This is a genomic window from Photobacterium sp. CCB-ST2H9, from assembly GCF_023151555.2.
GTDB lineage: Bacteria > Pseudomonadota > Gammaproteobacteria > Enterobacterales > Vibrionaceae > Photobacterium.
In genome coordinates this window covers 599,611-618,911 of the sequence record NZ_CP100425.1, presented here as the reverse complement: position 1 = coordinate 618,911, position 19,301 = coordinate 599,611, and the positions used below count along the sequence as shown (strand labels likewise).

Genomic DNA, 19,301 nt, shown 5'->3' with positions numbered 1-19,301 from the left:
GTTATTGAATACGATCTTGCAGGAAGGGAATCAGTTCCAGACGGGCCTGACGCAGCAGACTTTCTGTATCTTCCCAATTAATACAGGCATCGGTAATGGACACACCATAAGCCATTTCGCTGCGATCCAGATCCGCGCTCTGATTGCCTTCGTTCAGATGGCTTTCCAGCATCAGGCCAATCACGGAACGGTTTCCTTCACGGATCTGATGGATGACATCTTCCGCCACCAGCGGCTGACGACGGTAATCTTTGCGAGAATTGGCATGCGAACAGTCTACCATCAAGGCCGGAATCAGGCCCGCCGCTTTCATCTCATTTTCACACTCAGTAACCGAGACGGAATCATAGTTCGTCTGTTTACCGCCGCGAAGGATTACGTGTCCGTCCGGATTCCCCTGTGTGTTGAGCAGGGCAACCTGACCTTCGCGATTGATCCCCATAAAACGGTGGCCCGACGCTGCCGCCTGCATCGCATTGATAGCTGTTCCGAGACTACCATCTGTACCGTTTTTAAAACCAACCGGCATCGACAGACCACTAGCCATTTCACGGTGAGTCTGGGATTCGGTGGTTCGGGCCCCGATCGCCGCCCAGCTGAAGAGATCTCCGATGTACTGCGGGCTGATCGGATCCAGCGCTTCCGTTGCCAGCGGGATCCCCATTTCAACCAGATCAATCAGCAACTGGCGGGCAATATGCAGTCCTTCTTCGATCTCAAACGAACCGTCCAGGTGCGGATCGTTAATCAGGCCTTTCCAGCCCACTGTCGTCCGGGGTTTTTCAAAGTAGACGCGCATCACAAGGTATAGCTGATCGCCAAGCTCCGCAGCCAGTTCTTTAAAACGTCTGGCGTAATTTTTCGCGGCTTCTACATCATGAATAGAACAGGGACCACAGACCACCAGCAAACGGTGATCACGCTTATGGATAATGTCGGCAACCGTTTTACGTGATTGCTCAATAAACTTCAGCGCAGTGTCGCTGACCGGCAGTTTCTCCTTTAACTGCTGTGGCGTGATCAGGACTTGTTCATCCTGAATATGGACATTATTCAACACATCTTTCTGCATGGGGCCATCCTGAGTCTGCTATACCTTGGGTGTAAAAATTTAATTACAACAGGATTTCCCCTGTCTGTTAGAGACAATAACAACTGATTTTTCATGGGGCAAGATTGTGTAAAGAAAAAATACCAATCGTAAATATTAATTTACACATGGTATATGGAATTGCCTTTCGTCAAAAGAGCGCTACCATAACCGCCACATTCGCAAAAACGACACCACCATGGAACTGATCCTCTCTTTACTGCAGCAGCTGAGTGTTTATCTGGTACTGGCTTACCTGTTGAGTAAAACACCACTCTTTATGCCTGTCACCACTGTGTCCGGCAGGTTATCCCAGCGCTTTGCCTGCTATGTCCTGTTTTCCCTGTTTTGTATTTTAGGCACCTATTTTGGTCTGCATATTGAAGATGCTATTGCCAACACCCGGGCAATTGGCGCAGTCATGGGCGGACTGCTTGGCGGGCCGGTTGTCGGATTCGCAGTTGGCCTGACCGGCGGCCTGCATCGTTACAGTATGGGCGGGTTTACAGATGTTGCCTGTGCAATCTCGACGACGGTTGAAGGCTTAATCGGCGGGATCATGCACAGCGATTTTGTCCGTCGCAGTAATTTCGACGCAATTTTCCGCCCGCTGACCGTCTTTGCCATCACCCTGGTGGCTGAAATTTTTCAGATGGTCATCATTCTCATGGTGGCCGATCCCTTCGACAAAGCCTACAGCCTGGTCAGCGCCATTGCGCTGCCCATGGTAATCGCCAACTCGGTCGGGGCCGCGCTGTTTATGAGCATTATCCGGGACAAAAAAACCATCTACGAAAAATATTCCGCAGCCTTTTCCAGCCGGGCCCTGAAGATTGCCCAGCGCTCGGTCGGTATTCTCAGTCAGGGGTTCAATCAGGAAAACTCCAAGCAAATTGCTCGCATCGTTTATGAGGAAACCGGCGTGGGTGCTGTTTCCATTACCGACCGTGAAAAAATACTGGCCTTTATTGGTATCGGTGATGATCACCATTTACCGGGAACACCGATCTCTTCTGACCAGACAAAACAGGCCATTGAAAACTGTGAGCTGGTTTATGCCGACGGCTATGAAGTCCCATACTGCTGCTCACTCTACGACAAATGTAAGCTCGGTTCGGCACTGGTGATCCCGCTGATTGGCGGCAATCATGAGGTGATTGGCACCATTAAACTTTATGAACCCAAGCGTAAGTTGTTTTCCACCATCAATCTGACGCTGGGCGAAGGCATCGCCAAACTGTTGTCCAACCAGATCCTGACCGGTCGATACAACCGCCAGCAAACACTGCTGACTCAGGCCGAGCTACGGCTGCTGCAGGCTCAGGTCAACCCTCACTTCCTGTTTAATGCCCTCAATACCATCAATGCCGTGATCCGGCGGGATCCGGATAAAGCCAGACAGTTGATCCAGCACCTGTCACAGTTTTTCCGGCGGAATCTGAAGCAAAATATCGAGACCGTCACGCTGGAAGAAGAGCTGCAACACGTACATGCTTATCTGGAAATTGAACGAGCCCGTTTTGCCGATCGGTTGCAGATTGAAGTGAAGGTTGACGACAGCCTGCTCAATATCAGGATTCCGACCTTTACGTTGCAGCCTCTGGTGGAAAATGCCATCAAGCACGGTACCTCGAACCTGCTGGAGAGCGGACAGCTCACCATCAACGCCTATCAGGCACAGGATCGCATTATCCTGGAAGTCCGGGATAATGCCGGGTTATATCAGCCTGTCGGTGAAGAAAGCGGACTGGGCATGAAAATTGTCGACAAGCGACTGAAGAATCAATACGGCCAGGAGTATGGCCTGCAGATGAGCTGGGAGCCGAACCAGTGGACTCTGGCCACCATCAGCCTGCCGAAGGAGAACGGACACCCATGATGAAGGCACTCGTCATTGATGATGAACCCTATGCACGCGAAGAACTGATCGACCTGCTGCTGGATTGCGGCGGTGTTGAGATCATTGGCAGTGGCGGCAACGCGATTGAAGGGCTGAAGATGATCAACAGCCTCAAGCCAGAAGTGGTCTTTCTGGATATCCAGATGCCACAAATCACCGGCATTGAGCTGCTCAGCATGCTGGACCCGGACACCATGCCCAAGGTGGTTTTTGTCACCGCCTATGATGATTACGCCATCAAAGCCTTTGAAGACAATGCATTTGACTATCTGCTGAAACCCGTCGAGCCGGCCCGGCTGGAGAAAACACTGACCAAGCTGAAGCGGGAGCTGCGTCAGCCGGACTATACGCCCCTGCTGAGTGAAATGCTGGAGTTGATCCCCTGCAGCGGCCACCACCGTATCCTGCTGCTCAGTCCGGCAGACATTGAAGTGGCGTTTTCAGATTTATCCGGTGTGCACGTCGTCACCAAAGAGACCCGGGCGACCACGCAGCTGACGCTGAAAATACTGGAAGAGAAAACCCCGTTGATCCGGTGTCACCGGCAGTATCTGGTTCACCCGCAGGCCATTCGTGAAATTAAGCTGCTGGAAAACGGACTGGCAGAAATTACCACTCTGCACGGCCAGCAAGTGCCGGTCAGTCGTCGCTACCTCAAAGAAATCAAAGACCGCTTTGGCCTGAGCTGAGTCCGCACCAGTCGGAACAGTCCTGCTGTTCCGGCTTTTATCCATTGAACCCCACCAGCATGCCACTGGCTCTTCCAGCCAGCCACTCAGGCTTTCACGCAACCGCTCGCCGGGAACAGCCACCACTTAATCTGTTTATCGACCACTCAGTATCACCATACAACCACTCAGGGATTTTGGCCGTGCGTCTGTTTCGTGAGCCGCTAAGATGCCAGTCTTGATAGTTCACTAACTTAATTACCCTACAAGAGTGAGGCACAGATATGGCCTGGTTTTTGACTTGTGTCGCTGCGTTGATCGGCGGTTACTTTATCTACGGTACTTTTATTGAAAAAGTATTCGGCATTAATGAAAAGCGCCAGACACCAGCTTACAGCAAGCAGGACGGCGTTGACTTTGTTCCGATGTCGAAGAAAAAGGTTTACCTGGTCCAACTGCTGAACATTGCCGGTGTCGGCCCAATCTTCGGTCCGATCATGGGTGCCCTGTATGGCCCGGCTGCCATGCTGTGGATTGTTCTGGGCTGTATCTTCGCCGGCGCAGTTCACGATTATTTCTCCGGGATGCTGTCTGTTCGCAACGGCGGAGCCTCCGTCCCCAGCCTGTCTGGCCGTTACCTGGGCAATGGCGCCAAGCACTTTATGAACATCTTTGCTATTGTCCTTCTGCTGCTGGTCGGTGTGGTCTTCGTATCAGCCCCTGCGGGGATGATTACCAACCTGGTGAACGAACAAACTGACCTGACAGTCTCCATGTCAACCATGGTCGGTATCATCTTTGCCTACTACATCGTGGCGACGATTGTCCCCGTGGATAAAATCATTGGTCGTTTCTATCCGCTGTTCGGTTTCCTGCTGATCTTCATGTCCGTTGGCCTGATTACAGCCATTGCATTCTCCAGTGATTACACGCTGCTGGGTGACTATGAAATCAGCCAGATGCTGACCAACATGAACCCGAAAGACATGCCGCTGTGGCCAGCTCTGTTCATCACCATTGCCTGCGGTGCAATTTCCGGATTCCACGCCACGCAGTCGCCGCTGATGGCACGCTGCATGGAAAATGAAAAGAACGGCCGCTTTGTTTTTTACGGCGCAATGATCGGTGAAGGTGTGATTGCGCTGATCTGGTGTGCCCTGGCATTGTCATTCTTCGGTTCGGTTGAAAACCTGTCAGACGCAGTTGCAAACGGCGGTCCGGGCAATGTGGTGTACAGCGCATCTTTCGGTCTTCTGGGTGTTGTGGGCGGTGTTGTTGCCTTCCTGGGTGTGGTTATTCTGCCAATCACCTCAGGGGATACGGCTTTCCGCTCCAGCCGCCTGATTCTGGCTGAGTACTTCAACATGGAACAAAAGAGCCTGCGTAACCGCCTGCTGATGGCAGTGCCTCTGTTCGTTATCGGTGGTATCCTGACTCAGGTCGACTTCGGGATCATCTGGCGCTACTTCGGTTTTGCCAACCAAACCACAGCTGTCATGATGCTCTGGACTGCATCAGCTTACCTGCTGCGCCATAACAAGCTGCACTGGGTCACCACAGTTCCGGCAATCTTTATGACAACCGTTGTGATTACTTTCATTCTGAACAACAGCACTCTGGGCTTTGGTCAGCCAATGACGCTTTCCACCGCCATTGGCCTGATCACCACCCTGGCAATTACTGTCTATGTCATTGTGAAATCCAAGGGTAAAGGTGACATTGAACAGGATGACGATGAAGTAAAAGGCAAGCTGGAAACCGCCTAATCTCCCGCTGAATCCGCCATGACAACAGCCGCTCTCAGAGCGGCTGTTGTGTTCTGATTTGCACAACAGAACCCCATTTCAGAAATCTTCCCGGGTTCACTTACTTGTAATGGGCGTACATCTCATCCAGGGTTTGAGACAGCCCGTCTTCCTGCACAACCCTTACATGCCCGCGGTTCAGACTCCGGATATTTTTCACCCCGCAGGAGTGCGCAATCAGGCCAATCCCATAGTGAATATACCGGTTATAATTCGCGACCCGCTGCGTTTTATCAGCAACATCCAGCCCCTGCATCAATTTCGGATGATGCGTCGTGACACCGGTCGGACAGGTGTTTTTATTGCATTGCATCGCCTGAATACAACCAAGCGCAAACATATGACCGCGGGCAGAAACGACAAAATCCGCACCCAGGGCTATCGCCCAGGCAACTCTGGACGGCACGATCAATTTACCCGAGGCAATGATCCGAATCCGCTCCCGCAGGCCATGCCTTTCCAGCAGATTTACCAGCCAGGGTAAGCTTTCTTTCAGCGGCAGTCCCACCGAGTCCATCAACGGCTGAGGCGCTGCACCTGTACCGCCGTCGGCCCCATCGATCGTAATAAAATCAGGTGCACTTTCTTTCCCGCGTTGATGAATTTCACCCATCAGTTCTTCCAGCCAGCCGGTCTCTCCGATCACCGCTTTAAACCCGGTCGGCTTTCCCGTCAGCGATCTAATATGGTTCACCATCGCCAGTAAATCTGCTGCCGATTTGATTTCCGGATGGCGATTCGGGCTGATGGAGTCCAATCCCTCAGGGATCCCGCGAATGCTGGCGATCTCAGCCGTCACCTTACATCCGGGCAAAATGCCGCCTTTCCCGGGTTTGGCGCCCTGAGAAAGTTTAATCTCAAACATTTTCACCTGCTCGTGCGACGCCACTGCCAGCAGCTTCTCATCGCAAAGTCGTCCCTGTTCATCACGGACACCATATTTTGCCGTGCCGATCTGAAAGACGATGTCTGCGCCACCTTCAAGGTGATAAGGGCTCAACCCGCCTTCACCGGTATTGATCCAGCAACCGGCAAGTTTAGCCCCCCGGGAAAGTGCCTGGACCGCTCGCTTGGACAGAGAGCCGTAACTCATCCCGGAAATATTGAATACCGCTTTCGCGTGATAAGGACATCGGCTGTATTCACCAATTAAAACGTGCTCTGGTTCAAGAGCATCCTCGTCCAGTGTCGGAAACGCACAGTTCATGAATAAAATCGTCCCTGTCGGGTCCAGACTCTGAGTCGAACCAAACGCAGAGGTGCGATCCTGATTCTTGGCTGCCTGATACACCCAGCTTCGCTCCGCACGATTGAACGGCATTTCTTCCCGGTCCAGCGCAAAAAAGTATTGACGGAAAAACTTGCCCTGACGTTCGAAAAAGTAACGAAACCGGCCAATCACCGGATAATTGCGGCGAATTGCATGCTGATGCTGATGAACATCAACAAAATATAAATAAATGATCACCAAACCCATGCAGCCAATCGCCAGCAAAAGCAAGCTGCTGAGAAAGTCGATTACATGAAAAATAAAATCACTCATCAAAGCCCCCACCTGATCTTTACCGGCCTGAGCCCGTATCTTTTAAAGAATAGACCGGAGACGAACGAGGCAGAGGCATCGAAATCAGAAGTCAGGGCTGTGGCCCAGGAGATTGTCTGAGTATCAGTGAGGAAGAAGCGGAAAAAAGGCTTTTTCTTTAGGGCTGAAAAACGGCATAAAAAAAGCCCGCCATTCAGGCGGGCTTCTCAATACGCGTCTTTCGTGTCGCGTTATTATTTTTTGGCCAGCTTCTCTTTGATACGAGCCGCTTTACCAGAACGCTCACGCAGGTAGTACAACTTGGCACGACGTACTGCACCACGACGCTTAACAGTAATGCTGTCTACGATTGGAGAGTGAGCCTGGAATGCACGCTCAACACCTTCACCGTTAGAGATCTTACGAACAGTGAAAGCAGAGTGCAGACCACGGTTACGCTTAGCGATAACAACGCCTTCGAACGCCTGCAGACGCTCACGCTCACCCTCTTTTACCTTAACCTGAACAACAACAGTGTCACCTGGTGCAAAATCAGGCAGGTCTTTTTTCATTTGCTCTTGCTCAAGAGCTTTGATGATATTACTCATTGGTATATACCCTAGAATAAACTGATACTAAATTAACTCATGGCTTGCCGGTATTCGCGGATAAACTCCGCCAACAAGCACTCCTGATCGTCAGTCAGAGCTAGGTTTTCCAGGAGCTCTGGTCTTCTCAGCCAGGTACGACCCAGCGATTGTTTCAATCGCCAGCGGCGAATATCCTTATGGTTTCCAGACAACAGTACCGGGGGTACTGCTTGTCCGTCTAACACTTCAGGACGTGTGTAATGCGGGCAATCCAGCAAACCATTCGCAAAAGAATCTTCTTCTGCTGACGCAAAATCTCCCAGTACGCCCGGCACAAACCGCACGACTGCATCGACTAAGGTCATGGCTGGCAGTTCACCACCCGTCAGCACAAAATCTCCGATAGACCATTCTTCGTCTACCTCTTGTTGGATAATGCGCTCATCGACCCCTTCATAACGGCCGCAGATTAAGATCAAATCTTCGTTCTGCGCCAGTTCCTCAACACCCGCCTGATCCAGCTTACGGCCCTGAGGAGAGAGGTAAATCACTTTCGCCCGGCCCTGAGCAGATTCTCTGGCAGCATGAATGGCATCGCGCAAAGGCTGCACCATCATCAACATACCAGGTCCGCCGCCGTATGGTCGATCATCAACCGTACGGTGTTTATCGTGCGTAAAATCGCGGGGATTCCACGTTTCTACAGACACGAGGCCTTTTTTTACCGCCTGACCTGTTACCCCAAACTCAGTAATAGCCCGGAACATTTCAGGGAATAGGCTGATTATTCCTATCCGCATGGTTCTTTTCGCTCTTACTGAAAAGGTTAAAACCCAGGATCCCAGTCAACTTCGATCCGTTGAGCAGTGCGATCAATCGACTTGATGACCTGCTCATCGAGGAACGGAATTAAACGTTCCTTCTGTCCAAAAGCATCTTTCAGATTGGCTTTGACCACTAGAACGTCATTAGAACCGGTTTCAAGAATGTCCGTCACTTTACCCAGGTCGTAACCTTGGATTGTCACAACAGTCATCCCCATCAATTCGCGCCAGTAGAATTCTTCATCTGACAGCGCCGGTAATTGATCGGCAGGTACGTTAATTTCCGCGTTGGTCATTACCTGGGCGTCTTCACGGACATCCAGGCCTTGCAACTTGGCAACTAATCCCTGACCATGACGTTTCCATGCTTCCACATGGAAGGTCTGCCATTCACCTTTCATCTTTATCAGCCATGGCTGATAAGCGAAAATGCTTTCGGCTTGTTCTGTGTAGGAAAAAACTTTGAGCCACCCTTTGATACCATAAGTGGCACCGATTTTACCGACAACGACGTGGTCTTGGTTGTGTGAACTCATTGCTTCTCTGCTACCCATTCACTAATCTTAAGCAGCTGCTTTAGCAGCATCTTTGATCAGCTTCGCTGCGCGGTCAGACACAGTTGCGCCTTGACCAACCCAGTGATTTACACGGTCCAGGTCCAGACGCAGACGCTCTTCCTGACCAGTTGCCAGTGGGTTGAAGAAACCTACACGCTCGATGTTACGACCGTCGCGCGCAGCGCGGCTGTCAGCAACAACGATGTGATAAAATGGACGCTTTTTCGCGCCGTGACGTGCCAAACGAATGGTTACCATATCGTCCTCTTTGCATTACTGTAAATAAAATCGGCCCCGCGATAAAAACGGGGCCCGTGCCAAATAAAGCCTCGGAATTTTACTCTTTCAACTCGCGAATGCAACTGCTTTAGCTACTTTTTCACCAGTAAAATTCTCACCCGAGATTAAAAAACAAGCAATTGAAGCAATTAGCGCCCAGGGAACATGCCGCCACCCGGCATCATACCTTTCATCTGGCGCATCATATTCTTCATGCCGCCCTTCTGCATTTTCTTCATCATCTTCTGCATCTGGGTGAACTGTTTCAGCAGACGGTTCACATCCTGAACCTGAGTACCGGAACCTGCTGCAATCCGCTTCTTGCGAGAACCCTTGATCAGCTCTGGACGCTCACGCTCTTTTGCCGTCATGGAATTAATGATGGCTTCCATCTGTACAAAGACTTTGTCATCGACCTGATCTTTGACATTGCCCGGCAACTGAGACATACCCGGCAGCTTGTCCAGCATGCCCATCATGCCGCCCATGTTCTTCATTTGCTGCAGCTGACCACGGAAGTCTTCCAGATCAAAGCCTTTCTTCTCTTTGAACTTCTTCGCCAGCTTCTCAGCTTTTTCTTTATCGACATTACGTTCCAGGTCTTCGATCAGCGACAGAACATCGCCCATGCCCAGAATACGGGATGCAACACGGTCCGGATAGAAAGGTTCCAGTGCGTCAGTTTTCTCACCCACACCCAGGAACTTAATCGGTTTACCTGTGATATAACGGACAGACAGCGCCGCACCACCCCGGGCATCACCATCAACTTTCGTCAGGATCACACCGGTCAGCGGCAGAGCGTCGTTAAAGGCTTTGGCTGTATTTGCGGCATCCTGACCTGTCATGGCATCGACCACAAACAGGGTTTCGACCGGATTGGCCGTCTGATGAACAGCGATGATCTCGTCCATCATCTCGCTGTCGACGTGCAGACGACCCGCGGTATCGACAATCACGACATCGTAGAATTTACGCTTACCGTGCTCAATGGCCGATTCAGTAATTACAACCGGTTTCTGATCCGGTGAAGACGGGAAGAAATCAATGCCGATATCATCTGCCAGCGTTTCCAGCTGTTTAATCGCTGCCGGACGATACACGTCAGCAGAGACCACCAGCACCTTCTTCTTATGGCGCTCTTTCAGCAGTTTACCCAGCTTACCCACACTGGTGGTTTTACCGGCACCCTGCAAACCAGCCATCAGAATCACGGCTGGCGGCTGGCTGGCCAGATCCAAAGCTTCGTTCGATTCGCCCATGACGGCTTCTAATTCCGCCTGAACGATTTTGATAAATTCCTGGCCTGGTGTCAGACTCTTGGAGACTTCTGTTCCGACAGCACGCTCTTTGACGCGCTTGACGAAATCCCGGACAACCGGCAAGGCAACATCGGCCTCCAGCAATGCCATACGCACTTCGCGCAGGGTCTCTTTGATGTTGTCCTCGGTCAGACGGCCACGGCCGCTGATATTTTTCAGCGTTGACGATAAACGCTCGGTTAAATTGTCAAACATGTGTGACTCGCTCGTTACGCACTCATTTTGTGCCAGTATACCGCAATCAGTGAACGGGTTTCATGCCATACCTGCTGCCTGTGTCAGAAATCTTACCTTTTGCCGCGCAAAAGCAGCGCCGGATGTCCCGGTAAACAGGCAGCCGGACCAGAAAGTGCGCACTGTCCCACAGGATTGATCCCCCTGTATCATTGTCGTGCTATCCGTTCACAAGGTATACTCACTAGTCCTAATTTACGATCTTTTCAGATGTTACGAACTTTTCAGGTGTTATGGATATATTGATAGCCTTTTCTGCAGCTTGTTTATATCTGCTGGCGCTGGCATTTATCGTGCCCGGCCTGAGCCATAATAATGGCATTCAATCACGACCAGTACTGATCAGCGCTACAGCGGCCATTGTACTGCATGTCGTTTTTCTGAAAGATCTGATTCTGGGCGGCGTCGGCCAGAACCTGAGTATTCTCAACGTCGCTTCCCTGATCAGCCTGATTATTTCAGTGATCACCACAGTTGCAATGCTCCGGATGCGGCTCTGGTTCCTGCTGCCCGTCATTTACAGTTTTGCGGCAATCAATCTGGTCGCGGCTGCCATTCTGCCCGGCGCCTTTATTACACACCTGGAATCTCACCCGCAGGTCCTGTTCCATATTTCTCTGGCACTCTTTGCCTATTCAACCCTGATGATCGCGACGCTGTATGCGATCCAACTGGCATGGCTCGATTACAAACTCAAACACAAGAAGCTGGCATTTAACCCGAATCTGCCGCCGCTGATGCTGGTAGAGCGCCAGCTGTTTAAGATTATTCTGGTCGGCTATGTCCTGCTGACAGTCACGCTTATCACCGGATTTATTTACCTGCAGGATATGTTTGCACAGGGCAAAACGCACAAGGCTGTGTTATCCATTCTGGCCTGGTGTGTCTACAGCGTCATGCTGTGGGGACACTATCGTCAGGGGTGGCGGGGCAAGAAAGTCATCTGGTTCAGCCTGATTGGTGCTTTCCTGCTGACACTGGCGTACTTCGGCAGCCGCTTCGTGAAAGAAATCATTATCGGTCATTAATGACAATCCAGATAACCGGATCCATGCTTAAGCATGAAGAAAGTTGACCATGGGCTGGTATAATTGCCAGCCTGCACTTGACACCCATACTCAGATTCAGTACAGAGTACAAATTCACCGCGATACAAGGAACTAGCTTTTTGGACGATATATCCACGGGAGTCTTATTCTCCATTCTGGTATTACTGCTCCTGATCTCCGGATATTTTTCCGGCTCTGAAACCGGCATGATGGCGCTCAACCGCTATAAACTCCGTCACCTGGCCAGCCAGGGACACCGCGGGGCAAAGCGAGTTGAAAAACTGCTTAATCGCCCGGACCGTCTGATTGGCCTGATCCTGATCGGCAACAACCTGGTCAACATTCTGGCTTCTGCCATCGCAACTATTCTGGGCATGCGACTGTACGGCGATGTCGGTGTCGCCATTGCCACCGGTGTGCTCACCATGGCGGTACTGGTCTTTGCAGAAGTGACTCCGAAAACACTGGCCGCTTTGTATCCTGAGAAAGTTGCCTATTCCAGCAGTATCTTGCTCCAGCTGCTGATGAAATTAATGTATCCGCTGGTCTTGTTCGTCAATGGGATCACCAATGGATTCCTGCGTCTGCTGGGTCTTCGTGTCGATAACATGAACGACTCCCCGCTCAGCTCCGAAGAGCTGCGTACTGTGGTCAATGAAGCCGGCAGCCTGATCCCGCGTCGTCACCAGGACATGCTGCTGTCGATTCTGGATCTGGAAAACGTCAAAGTTGAAGATTTGATGGTGCCCCGAAACGAAATCGTCGGTATCAATATCAACGACGACTGGAAATCAATTGTGCGCCAGCTCAGCCACTCCGCCCATGGCCGGATTGTCCTGTACCGCGACAGTATTGATGAAGTGGTCGGCATGCTTCGGGTACGTGAAGCGTATCGTTTGATGATGGATAAGAACGATTTCAGTAAAGAAAATCTGCTGCGGGCCGCGGATAAGATGTACTTCATCCCGGAAGGCACACCTCTGAATATCCAGCTGCTGAAGTTTCAGCGCCGTAAAGAACGAATTGGCCTGATTGTGGATGAATACGGTGATATTCAGGGCCTGATCACGCTGGAAGATATTCTGGAAGAGATCGTCGGTGAATTTACCACTTCAATTTCCCCGACTCTGGCCGAAGAAATTACTCCGCAGAGTGACGGCAGCCTGTTGATTGAAGGCACTGCGAATATTCGTGAACTGAACAAGAGCCTGAACTGGGATCTGCCGACTGACGGTCCGCGGACCCTGAACGGCCTGCTGCTGGAGCACCTGGAAGATATTCCGGACAGCATTCTGAGTGTGTCTGTTGCTGGCTACCAGATGGAAATCGTGGAAATCTCCGACAACATGATCAAACAGGTCAAAATTCTGCCGACTCAGCTTCGTAAAACCGGCTGATCGCCATCATAAGAGCCTGTTAAGAATGAAAAAAAGCCAGCATTTCAGTGCTGGCTTTTTCTTTTGCATCCAACCGGCACCGAAAAGCTATTTCACTTTCAGTTCCTGAAGCATACTCTCAGGCAGTGCAAGCTCTTCATTTCTGTTCACATCGATACCCCGATCCAGAATGTCCTGTGCAATCTGCTTCGCCTCTTCCAGTGAATGCATGCTGTAAGTACCACACTGATATTCATTCAGCTCAGGTATCTGCGACTGTGCAGCAACTTTCAGCACATCCTCCATTGCAGCCCGCCAGCTGTCAGCGACCTGCTGCTCATCCGGAGCACCAATCAGGCTCATGTAAAATCCGGTCCTGCACCCCATCGGGGACAGGTCAATAATCTCGACCTGATCGGAATTCAGATGAGCACGCATGAAACCGGCAAAGAGATGTTCGAGCGTATGAATTCCGCGTTCAGACAGAATCTCATGGTTGGGTCTGCAGAAGCGCAGATCAAAGACGGTGATGGTGTCGCCTTTCGGCGTCTGCATGGTTTTGGCAACACGCACAGCCGGTGCATGCATCTTGGTGTGGTCAACCGTAAAACTATCAAGTAATGGCATTATATCCTTCTCCTTTGCCTGTCTTTCCTGTTGCTCAGCCAGCCACCTTCATCAGAACGGCCACCAGCTGCGATTCTCTTCGAGCTCCTGTCGGCACTGCTTGAGCTGCCAGCCATAAGATTTCGCCTGCTGATCAACCTTGCGGGATACCTGCAGCAAATTGGGCTTACTCCGGTAAGTTCCCCGGCTGTATCCGCCCCGTCCTTCATGATAGGCCAGATACTGATGATACGCATCCCACTTGGAAATCCCCAGTTGGCGCTGTGTTTCCGCGGTATACCAGCCAATGAACATCAGCGAGTCATCAAAACTGGAGCGGGAGCCCCAACTCCCTGTCGCACGCTGATAGTCCTCCCAGGCGGGATCCTGTGCCTGAGCATAACCATAAGCACTGCTGCTGCGAAACCAGGGGATAAAGCCGAAGACATAAGGACGGGGGGGTCTTGCATCATGACGAAAAGCACTTTCCTGACGCACAAAGGCCATGGCGACCTGAATCGGGGTGCCCCAACGCTTTTCCATTGCCAATCCATCTTCATACCAATCGGGGTATTCCCGAAAAATATCACATAAATTGGCCTGATTTTTGGGTGGTGATGTCGCACAACCTGTTGTTAACAAAGCCAACAGTATCAGCGCCAGCCATTTTTTTTTCGCCAAAAGCATTTTTTCATTCCCTGAAGTGGAACCAAAGTGAAAATGGCAGGTCTGATACTATGACTGGCAGTGCAAACTGTCGTCATCCCTGCGAAATTGTAATTATTGATTGGGCAGCAAGGTCGCTGCCCGTTTTTTTATCCGCTGCTCACGCTTCCCGAAACGCATTCGCTTCCAGATCAGCAAAGTAATCAGCCAGGAATGCCTCGAAAGACAACACATCCGACTGTTCAATCTGCTGCTGTTTCGCTACAGAATCCGCGGCTTCCTGCTCAAACTCAGCCAGAGAATAACGGCTGTAGCCATTCGCCTTCAACCATTCTGCATGTCTTACAGCCAGCTCCAGACCGAAATTACCGATGCCTTCGTGCGCTTCAATCTGGCGCAGCACCTGTGCAGATAAGGTCAGATTTGGATTATCAATCCAACCGGCCAGTTTCGTCAGCGTCTGCTGGTATGCATCACCACCGTGAGCCTGGTCCATCACAATAGCGACTTGTTCCAGTTCAGCAAACACATGCTTCGCCCACTCAGCCAGGGTTAAACGTTCCCCACTGCAGCCAATCTGAAGCTTCAGTTCTGAATCGCGGCCGCCAAGCACAACTTTTTTCCAGTTATCACGCCAGCATGCCAGTTCAGCGTCATTCATTTCATCTGAAGGCGACAGAACGGTCCAGATAAGGAAGAGATCCAGAAAACGCACCTGATCCGCAGTGATCCCAATCGGGCTGAACGGGTTCACATCCAGTGAACGCACTTCAATATATTCAACACCGCCGCGACTGAGTGCCTCTGAAGGTTTTTCACCGCTTTGCGTCACCCGCTTCGGACGGATCGGAGCATACAATTCATTTTCGATTTGCAGCACATTGGTATTGAGCTGGCGCAGTTCCCCATCGACTTTGACGCCGATTTCAGCGAACTCTTCCGAAGGGGTATGAATGGCTTTTTGCAGGCCCTCTAAATACTGCTCCAGGCTATTAAACCCAATTCTGAGCGCACTCTGAGCATGATTGGTATATCCCAGATCACTCAGGCGAAGTGCTGTCGACTGCGGCAGAAAGTAAGTACCTGCTCCGGTCTTGCTGAACTTGAGATGCTCGGCATCCCGTTTCAGGAATGAACCACAGAGCGCAGGAGAAGCACCGAACAGATACGGAATCAGCCAGCCAAAACGGTAATAGTTACGAATCAGTGCAAAATACGCATCGGATACCGCCGCCTGGCGTTCGCTGTCGCTTTGCTCACCAAACAGCTGCTCCCAGAAGCTGTCCGGAAAGGAAAAGTTGAAATGCACGCCTGAAATAATTTGCATCACACTGCCATAGCGACGTTTCAGTCCCTCACGGTACAGTGTTTTCATCCGGCCGATATTTGAACTGCCGTATTGAGCCAGCTGAATGTCCGATTCATCACCAACATAACAAGGCATGGACATTGGCCACAGCATCTCTTCGCCCATTTGGCTGTAGCTGAATTTGTGGATATCAGACAATTGAGACAGAAGTTCGTCGACATTTCTTGATACCGGAGTAATAAACTCCAGCAAAGATTCTGCAAAATCGGTCGTGATCCACTGATTGGTCAATGCCGAACCCAGGCCTGCAGGATGGGGTTGGGGGGATAACTTGCCTTGCGGGGTAATTCGTAACGCTTCCCGTTCCAGGCCGCGCCCGATTTGTGTCAGCGCTTGTGGGTTCGCCGACACTCTCTCTAACCTTTGCGAAAAATCCATCAGGCTCTTCTCAATTCTTTCTATCACAGGGGAGCTAGGGTAATCATAATTCTGGTTGATTACCATGATTATTGTTGATTTAGAAAAGGGTTTCCTGCCGGGATAATAACAACCATAAGAAAAGCCGGCACATCAGGTGCCGGCTTGGATTTTCAACTGAATATAACCTGAATCATCAGATCATTATGCTGTCATTATTGCTCTGGAGTCAGCTGGTGAACAGGTCGTCCCAGCGTTTTCAGCTGCGGCAATAATGTCGCCGAATCACCGACCACAATAATCTGATAGTCTTCCGGATTAAACCACTTCTCAGCCAATGCATTCAGACGCTCTTTGCTGATTGTTGCCGTCAGCGTATTGCGCTGAGACACAAAGTCATCGTCCAGATGATATGTCATGATCTGACGCAGCAAATCTGCTTTATCACTTGGCGTTTCATAGCTCAGTGCTTCCTGCTGCCCGACCGCCAGGCGCATAAAGGCCAGCTCTTCATTCGTCAGGCCGTCCTGACTGTACTTCTGCAGTTCCTTGATCATTTCCTGAATGGACGGCAGCGTGACATCTGCGCGTACCTCAGCATAAAACAGAGAAGAGCCGACTTCTTTGTTACCGACCTGATAACCGCCGGCACCGTAGGTGTAGCCTTTATCCTCACGCAGGTTCAGATTGATCCGGCTGTTGAAGTTCCCCGCGAGGTTAAAATTCGCCAGTTGGATCTCAAACTGCTCGCCAGTCGCATCAAACGGCAGACCACGACGGACAAAACGGACTGCGCTTTGCGGCGCTCCCGGTTTATCAATCAACCAGACAGCAGGCTGAGTCTGAGACGGAACGACCGGTGTCACATAAGATGGCGCCGGGGCACCTTGCCACTGAGACAAAAATGCCAGATCTGATTTGAGCTCAGACGGCAGGATATCGCCGACCACCGCCATCTGCGCTCCGTTTGGCGTATAAAAACGCTGATAAAACGCTTTCACATCATTGAGGGTAATCCCCTGAATTGACGCCATGGTCCCTTCCGCAGGACGGCCAAAGACGGTCTTACCATACAGAACTTCCCGGGTCGCCTGGCTGGCCAGCCAGCTCGGACGCTGGTGATCGTACACCAGGCCTTCCAACGCCTGCTGTTTCACACGGGCAAAATCATCTTCTTTGAAGGCTGGCTCAAACAGACGCTCCTGTAAGATCGCCAGGGTTTCCGGAAGATATTTCTTCAGCGTTGTCACGGACACGACGGTACCGTACATGCCTGGGTCAAAGTTGATCGTACTGCCCAGTTTATCCAGTCGGGATACCAGGTCTTCAGAGGAGCTGCGCAGGCTGTCTTCCGCCATCATGGCGGCGGTCAGTTCAGCCAGTCCGTTCTTTCCGGCAGGCTCATAGCGGCGACCGGCAGGCAGTACCAGCTGTAGCTCAACCGTTGGTGTTTCGTTGTAATCGGTGCCCAGCACCTCAATCCCGTTCGCCAGATTCAGGCGGTACAGCTCAGGAACCTTCGCCGTTACCGGCGCTGAAGGCTGCGGCATCACCGAACGGTCAAAACTTTCATGCTGCGGTTCGCGCAAATTCAGTTCGCTGTCTGTCAGATGCTGGTGCTTGGGAATAATCCGGTCTGCAGGCTGATAGTTCGCTTTGGCTGCAGCCATATCCGTGCGTCCGTTCGGCACAGTGCTGAGCACCACTTTCGGCTTGTTCTCAACATAGCGTTTGTATACCGCTTCAACATCCGACGGCTGAAGATCGCGCAGATTTTTCAGCTCAGTTCCCAGACGGTTCGGATTGCCGTAGAACGTCTGATAGGCCGCCAGCTGCGCTACCTTACCGTGAACACTTTGCAGGCCGAAGATGGCTGACGCTTCCGCCATACCCTTCATTTCATCCAGATCTTTCTGGTTGACTCCCCGCGGTGCCAGACTGCCCAGTACCGTACTGACATCATCATAAATTTGATTCAGCTTGCCCTGTTCGCCACTCTGCCCAATCGCGTACACATACAACGTACAGGCGAGTTCGCCACAATCGTGATAAGCCCCGGCATCAACAACTTTGCCGGTTTTCACCAATGCCTGATACAGCATGCTGTTCTGACCGCCACCTATGACTTTCGCCAGCATATCCAGCGAGGCATCGTCTTTCGCGCCTTTATAAGATGTCGGCCAGGCCATCATCAGCATCGGTTGACGAATATTATCTTCCAGCGTCAGGAAACGGTCCGTATTCAGTGTGACGGGCTGTTTGGCCGGATTCTCAACCTTCGGACCACGCGGAATGTCCCCGAAATACTTCTCAACCCAGGCCAGGGTCTGTGCTTTATCAAGGTTGCCGCCAATTGTCAGCGTCGCATTATTCGGTCCGTACCAGCGCAGGAAAAATGCTTTCAGATCATTGACGTCCACCCGGTCCAGATCTGCAACATAACCAATAGGCTGCCAGGAATAAGGATGGGTCCGCGGGAAAAGCGCTTCGCCGATACGTTCATTCACCAGCCCGTAAGGGGTGTTTTCATAACGCTGGCCTCGCTCATTTTTCACCGTGGCACGCTGGATCTCAAACTTGTGCTGAGACACCGCACTTAACAGAAATCCCATGCGGTCCGATTCCAGCCACAGTACTTTTTCCAGCTGATTCGAAGGCACAGTTTCAAAATAATTGGTCCGGTCCCGGTTGGTCGTACCGTTCATCGAACCTCCGGCTTCAGTGATCAGGCGGAAATGCTCCTGATCGCCGACGTGCTTGGACCCCTGAAACATCATGTGTTCAAAGAAATGGGCAAAACCGGACTTGCCCAGCTGCTCGCGCGCTGAGCCGACATGATAGGTCACATCCACATGAACCAGCGGATCCGAATCATCCTCATGAAGAATCACGGTCAAACCGTTATCCAGCACGTACTTACTATAAGGGATCACCACATCATTGCCGGTATTCGATACACTTTCCACAAAGTGCACACCATCGGGCAAAGATTGTGACTGCTCGGGGGACGTCTGACTACTGCATCCGCTCAGGACCAGCAACACAAGGCTCAGAATCCGCTTTTGCACGTTCGCCTTCCTTCTATTT

The 19,301-nt window shown here is 51.3% G+C and carries 16 protein-coding genes; 5 read left to right on the top strand and 11 right to left on the bottom strand.

The genetic code is table 11. The features are described 5' to 3' along the window. Position 1 precedes the first annotated feature (1 nt). Entirely contained in the window at positions 2–1,072 is a 1,071-nt protein-coding gene (locus tag L4174_RS02915) for a 3-deoxy-7-phosphoheptulonate synthase (RefSeq protein ID WP_248144082.1), read from the bottom strand. A 217-nt stretch (positions 1,073–1,289) separates the two neighbouring features. On the opposite strand from L4174_RS02915, the gene L4174_RS02910 reads away from it, so the two are divergent. The 3 genes from L4174_RS02910 (at position 1,290) to L4174_RS02900 (ending at position 5,424) form a co-directional block, all read left to right on the top strand. Next, entirely contained in the window at positions 1,290–2,969 is a 1,680-nt protein-coding gene (locus L4174_RS02910) for a sensor histidine kinase (protein WP_248144081.1), read from the top strand. After that, positions 2,966–3,679, top strand: a complete 714-nt coding sequence (gene btsR / locus L4174_RS02905; RefSeq protein WP_248144080.1) for a two-component system response regulator BtsR — start codon at positions 2,966–2,968, stop codon at positions 3,677–3,679. The genes L4174_RS02910 and btsR overlap by 4 nt, the downstream gene beginning before the upstream one ends. A gap of 263 nt (positions 3,680–3,942) precedes the next feature. After that, entirely contained in the window at positions 3,943–5,424 is a 1,482-nt protein-coding gene (locus tag L4174_RS02900) for a carbon starvation protein A (RefSeq protein ID WP_248144079.1), read from the top strand. A 100-nt stretch (positions 5,425–5,524) separates the two neighbouring features. On the opposite strand, the gene L4174_RS02895 is transcribed toward L4174_RS02900, so the two are convergent. The 6 genes from L4174_RS02895 to ffh all read right to left on the bottom strand — a co-directional run bounded on the left by L4174_RS02895 (position 5,525) and on the right by ffh (position 10,752). Continuing rightward, positions 5,525–7,006, bottom strand: a complete 1,482-nt coding sequence (locus tag L4174_RS02895) for an FMN-binding glutamate synthase family protein (RefSeq protein WP_248144077.1) — start codon at positions 7,004–7,006, stop codon at positions 5,525–5,527. A 233-nt stretch (positions 7,007–7,239) separates the two neighbouring features. After that, positions 7,240–7,593, bottom strand: coding sequence for a 50S ribosomal protein L19 (gene rplS / locus L4174_RS02890; protein WP_036749250.1), 354 nt, complete (start codon positions 7,591–7,593; stop codon positions 7,240–7,242). Between the two features lie 32 nt (positions 7,594–7,625). Beyond that, complete coding sequence (trmD, locus tag L4174_RS02885; protein ID WP_248144075.1) at positions 7,626–8,375, bottom strand: tRNA (guanosine(37)-N1)-methyltransferase TrmD; 750 nt, start codon at positions 8,373–8,375, stop codon at positions 7,626–7,628. A 26-nt stretch (positions 8,376–8,401) separates the two neighbouring features. Beyond that, positions 8,402–8,935, bottom strand: a complete 534-nt coding sequence (rimM, locus tag L4174_RS02880; RefSeq protein ID WP_248144212.1) for a ribosome maturation factor RimM — start codon at positions 8,933–8,935, stop codon at positions 8,402–8,404. Positions 8,936–8,962: 27 nt separating this feature from the next. Continuing rightward, positions 8,963–9,214 (bottom strand): 30S ribosomal protein S16, encoded by a 252-nt coding sequence (rpsP, locus tag L4174_RS02875; RefSeq protein WP_027253536.1) that lies wholly within the window; start codon positions 9,212–9,214, stop codon positions 8,963–8,965. 170 nt (positions 9,215–9,384) lie between these two features. After that, complete coding sequence (gene ffh / locus L4174_RS02870; RefSeq protein ID WP_248144073.1) at positions 9,385–10,752, bottom strand: signal recognition particle protein; 1,368 nt, start codon at positions 10,750–10,752, stop codon at positions 9,385–9,387. Positions 10,753–11,024: 272 nt separating this feature from the next. Here ffh and L4174_RS02865 point away from each other — a divergent pair, with 272 nt between their 5' ends. After that, the gene (locus L4174_RS02865; RefSeq protein WP_248144071.1) at positions 11,025–11,819 is read left to right on the top strand and encodes an inner membrane protein YpjD; all 795 of its coding nucleotides are present in this window, start codon (positions 11,025–11,027) and stop codon (positions 11,817–11,819) included. 140 nt (positions 11,820–11,959) lie between these two features. Continuing rightward, on the top strand, positions 11,960–13,237 hold the full coding sequence (locus L4174_RS02860) for an HlyC/CorC family transporter (protein WP_248144069.1): 1,278 nt from the start codon (positions 11,960–11,962) through the stop codon (positions 13,235–13,237). A gap of 87 nt (positions 13,238–13,324) precedes the next feature. Here L4174_RS02860 and luxS read toward each other — a convergent pair whose 3' ends face one another. The 4 genes from luxS to L4174_RS02840 all read right to left on the bottom strand — a co-directional run bounded on the left by luxS (position 13,325) and on the right by L4174_RS02840 (position 19,282). After that, entirely contained in the window at positions 13,325–13,843 is a 519-nt protein-coding gene (luxS, locus tag L4174_RS02855) for an S-ribosylhomocysteine lyase (RefSeq protein WP_248144067.1), read from the bottom strand. Positions 13,844–13,894: 51 nt separating this feature from the next. Beyond that, a complete protein-coding gene (locus L4174_RS02850) occupies positions 13,895–14,509 on the bottom strand; it encodes a hypothetical protein (protein ID WP_248144066.1) in 615 nt (204 codons plus the stop codon). Between the two features lie 139 nt (positions 14,510–14,648). Then, positions 14,649–16,238, bottom strand: coding sequence for a glutamate--cysteine ligase (gene gshA / locus L4174_RS02845; protein WP_248144210.1), 1,590 nt, complete (start codon positions 16,236–16,238; stop codon positions 14,649–14,651). A gap of 191 nt (positions 16,239–16,429) precedes the next feature. Then, the gene (locus L4174_RS02840; protein ID WP_248144065.1) at positions 16,430–19,282 is read right to left on the bottom strand and encodes a pitrilysin family protein; all 2,853 of its coding nucleotides are present in this window, start codon (positions 19,280–19,282) and stop codon (positions 16,430–16,432) included. Positions 19,283–19,301: the final 19 nt, after the last annotated feature.

Coding starts and splice junctions, on each gene's coding strand:
- trmD (WP_248144075.1), bottom strand. CDS start 8,375: ATGCGGATAGGAATAATCAGCCTATTCCCTGAAATGTTCCGGGCTATT.
- ffh (WP_248144073.1), bottom strand. CDS start 10,752: ATGTTTGACAATTTAACCGAGCGTTTATCGTCAACGCTGAAAAATATC.
- L4174_RS02895 (WP_248144077.1), bottom strand. CDS start 7,006: ATGAGTGATTTTATTTTTCATGTAATCGACTTTCTCAGCAGCTTGCTT.
- rimM (WP_248144212.1), bottom strand. CDS start 8,935: ATGAGTTCACACAACCAAGACCACGTCGTTGTCGGTAAAATCGGTGCC.
- L4174_RS02900 (WP_248144079.1), top strand. CDS start 3,943: ATGGCCTGGTTTTTGACTTGTGTCGCTGCGTTGATCGGCGGTTACTTT.
- L4174_RS02910 (WP_248144081.1), top strand. CDS start 1,290: ATGGAACTGATCCTCTCTTTACTGCAGCAGCTGAGTGTTTATCTGGTA.
- rplS (WP_036749250.1), bottom strand. CDS start 7,593: ATGAGTAATATCATCAAAGCTCTTGAGCAAGAGCAAATGAAAAAAGAC.
- L4174_RS02915 (WP_248144082.1), bottom strand. CDS start 1,072: ATGCAGAAAGATGTGTTGAATAATGTCCATATTCAGGATGAACAAGTC.
- rpsP (WP_027253536.1), bottom strand. CDS start 9,214: ATGGTAACCATTCGTTTGGCACGTCACGGCGCGAAAAAGCGTCCATTT.
- L4174_RS02850 (WP_248144066.1), bottom strand. CDS start 14,509: ATGCTTTTGGCGAAAAAAAAATGGCTGGCGCTGATACTGTTGGCTTTG.
- luxS (WP_248144067.1), bottom strand. CDS start 13,843: ATGCCATTACTTGATAGTTTTACGGTTGACCACACCAAGATGCATGCA.
- L4174_RS02865 (WP_248144071.1), top strand. CDS start 11,025: ATGGATATATTGATAGCCTTTTCTGCAGCTTGTTTATATCTGCTGGCG.
- btsR (WP_248144080.1), top strand. CDS start 2,966: ATGATGAAGGCACTCGTCATTGATGATGAACCCTATGCACGCGAAGAA.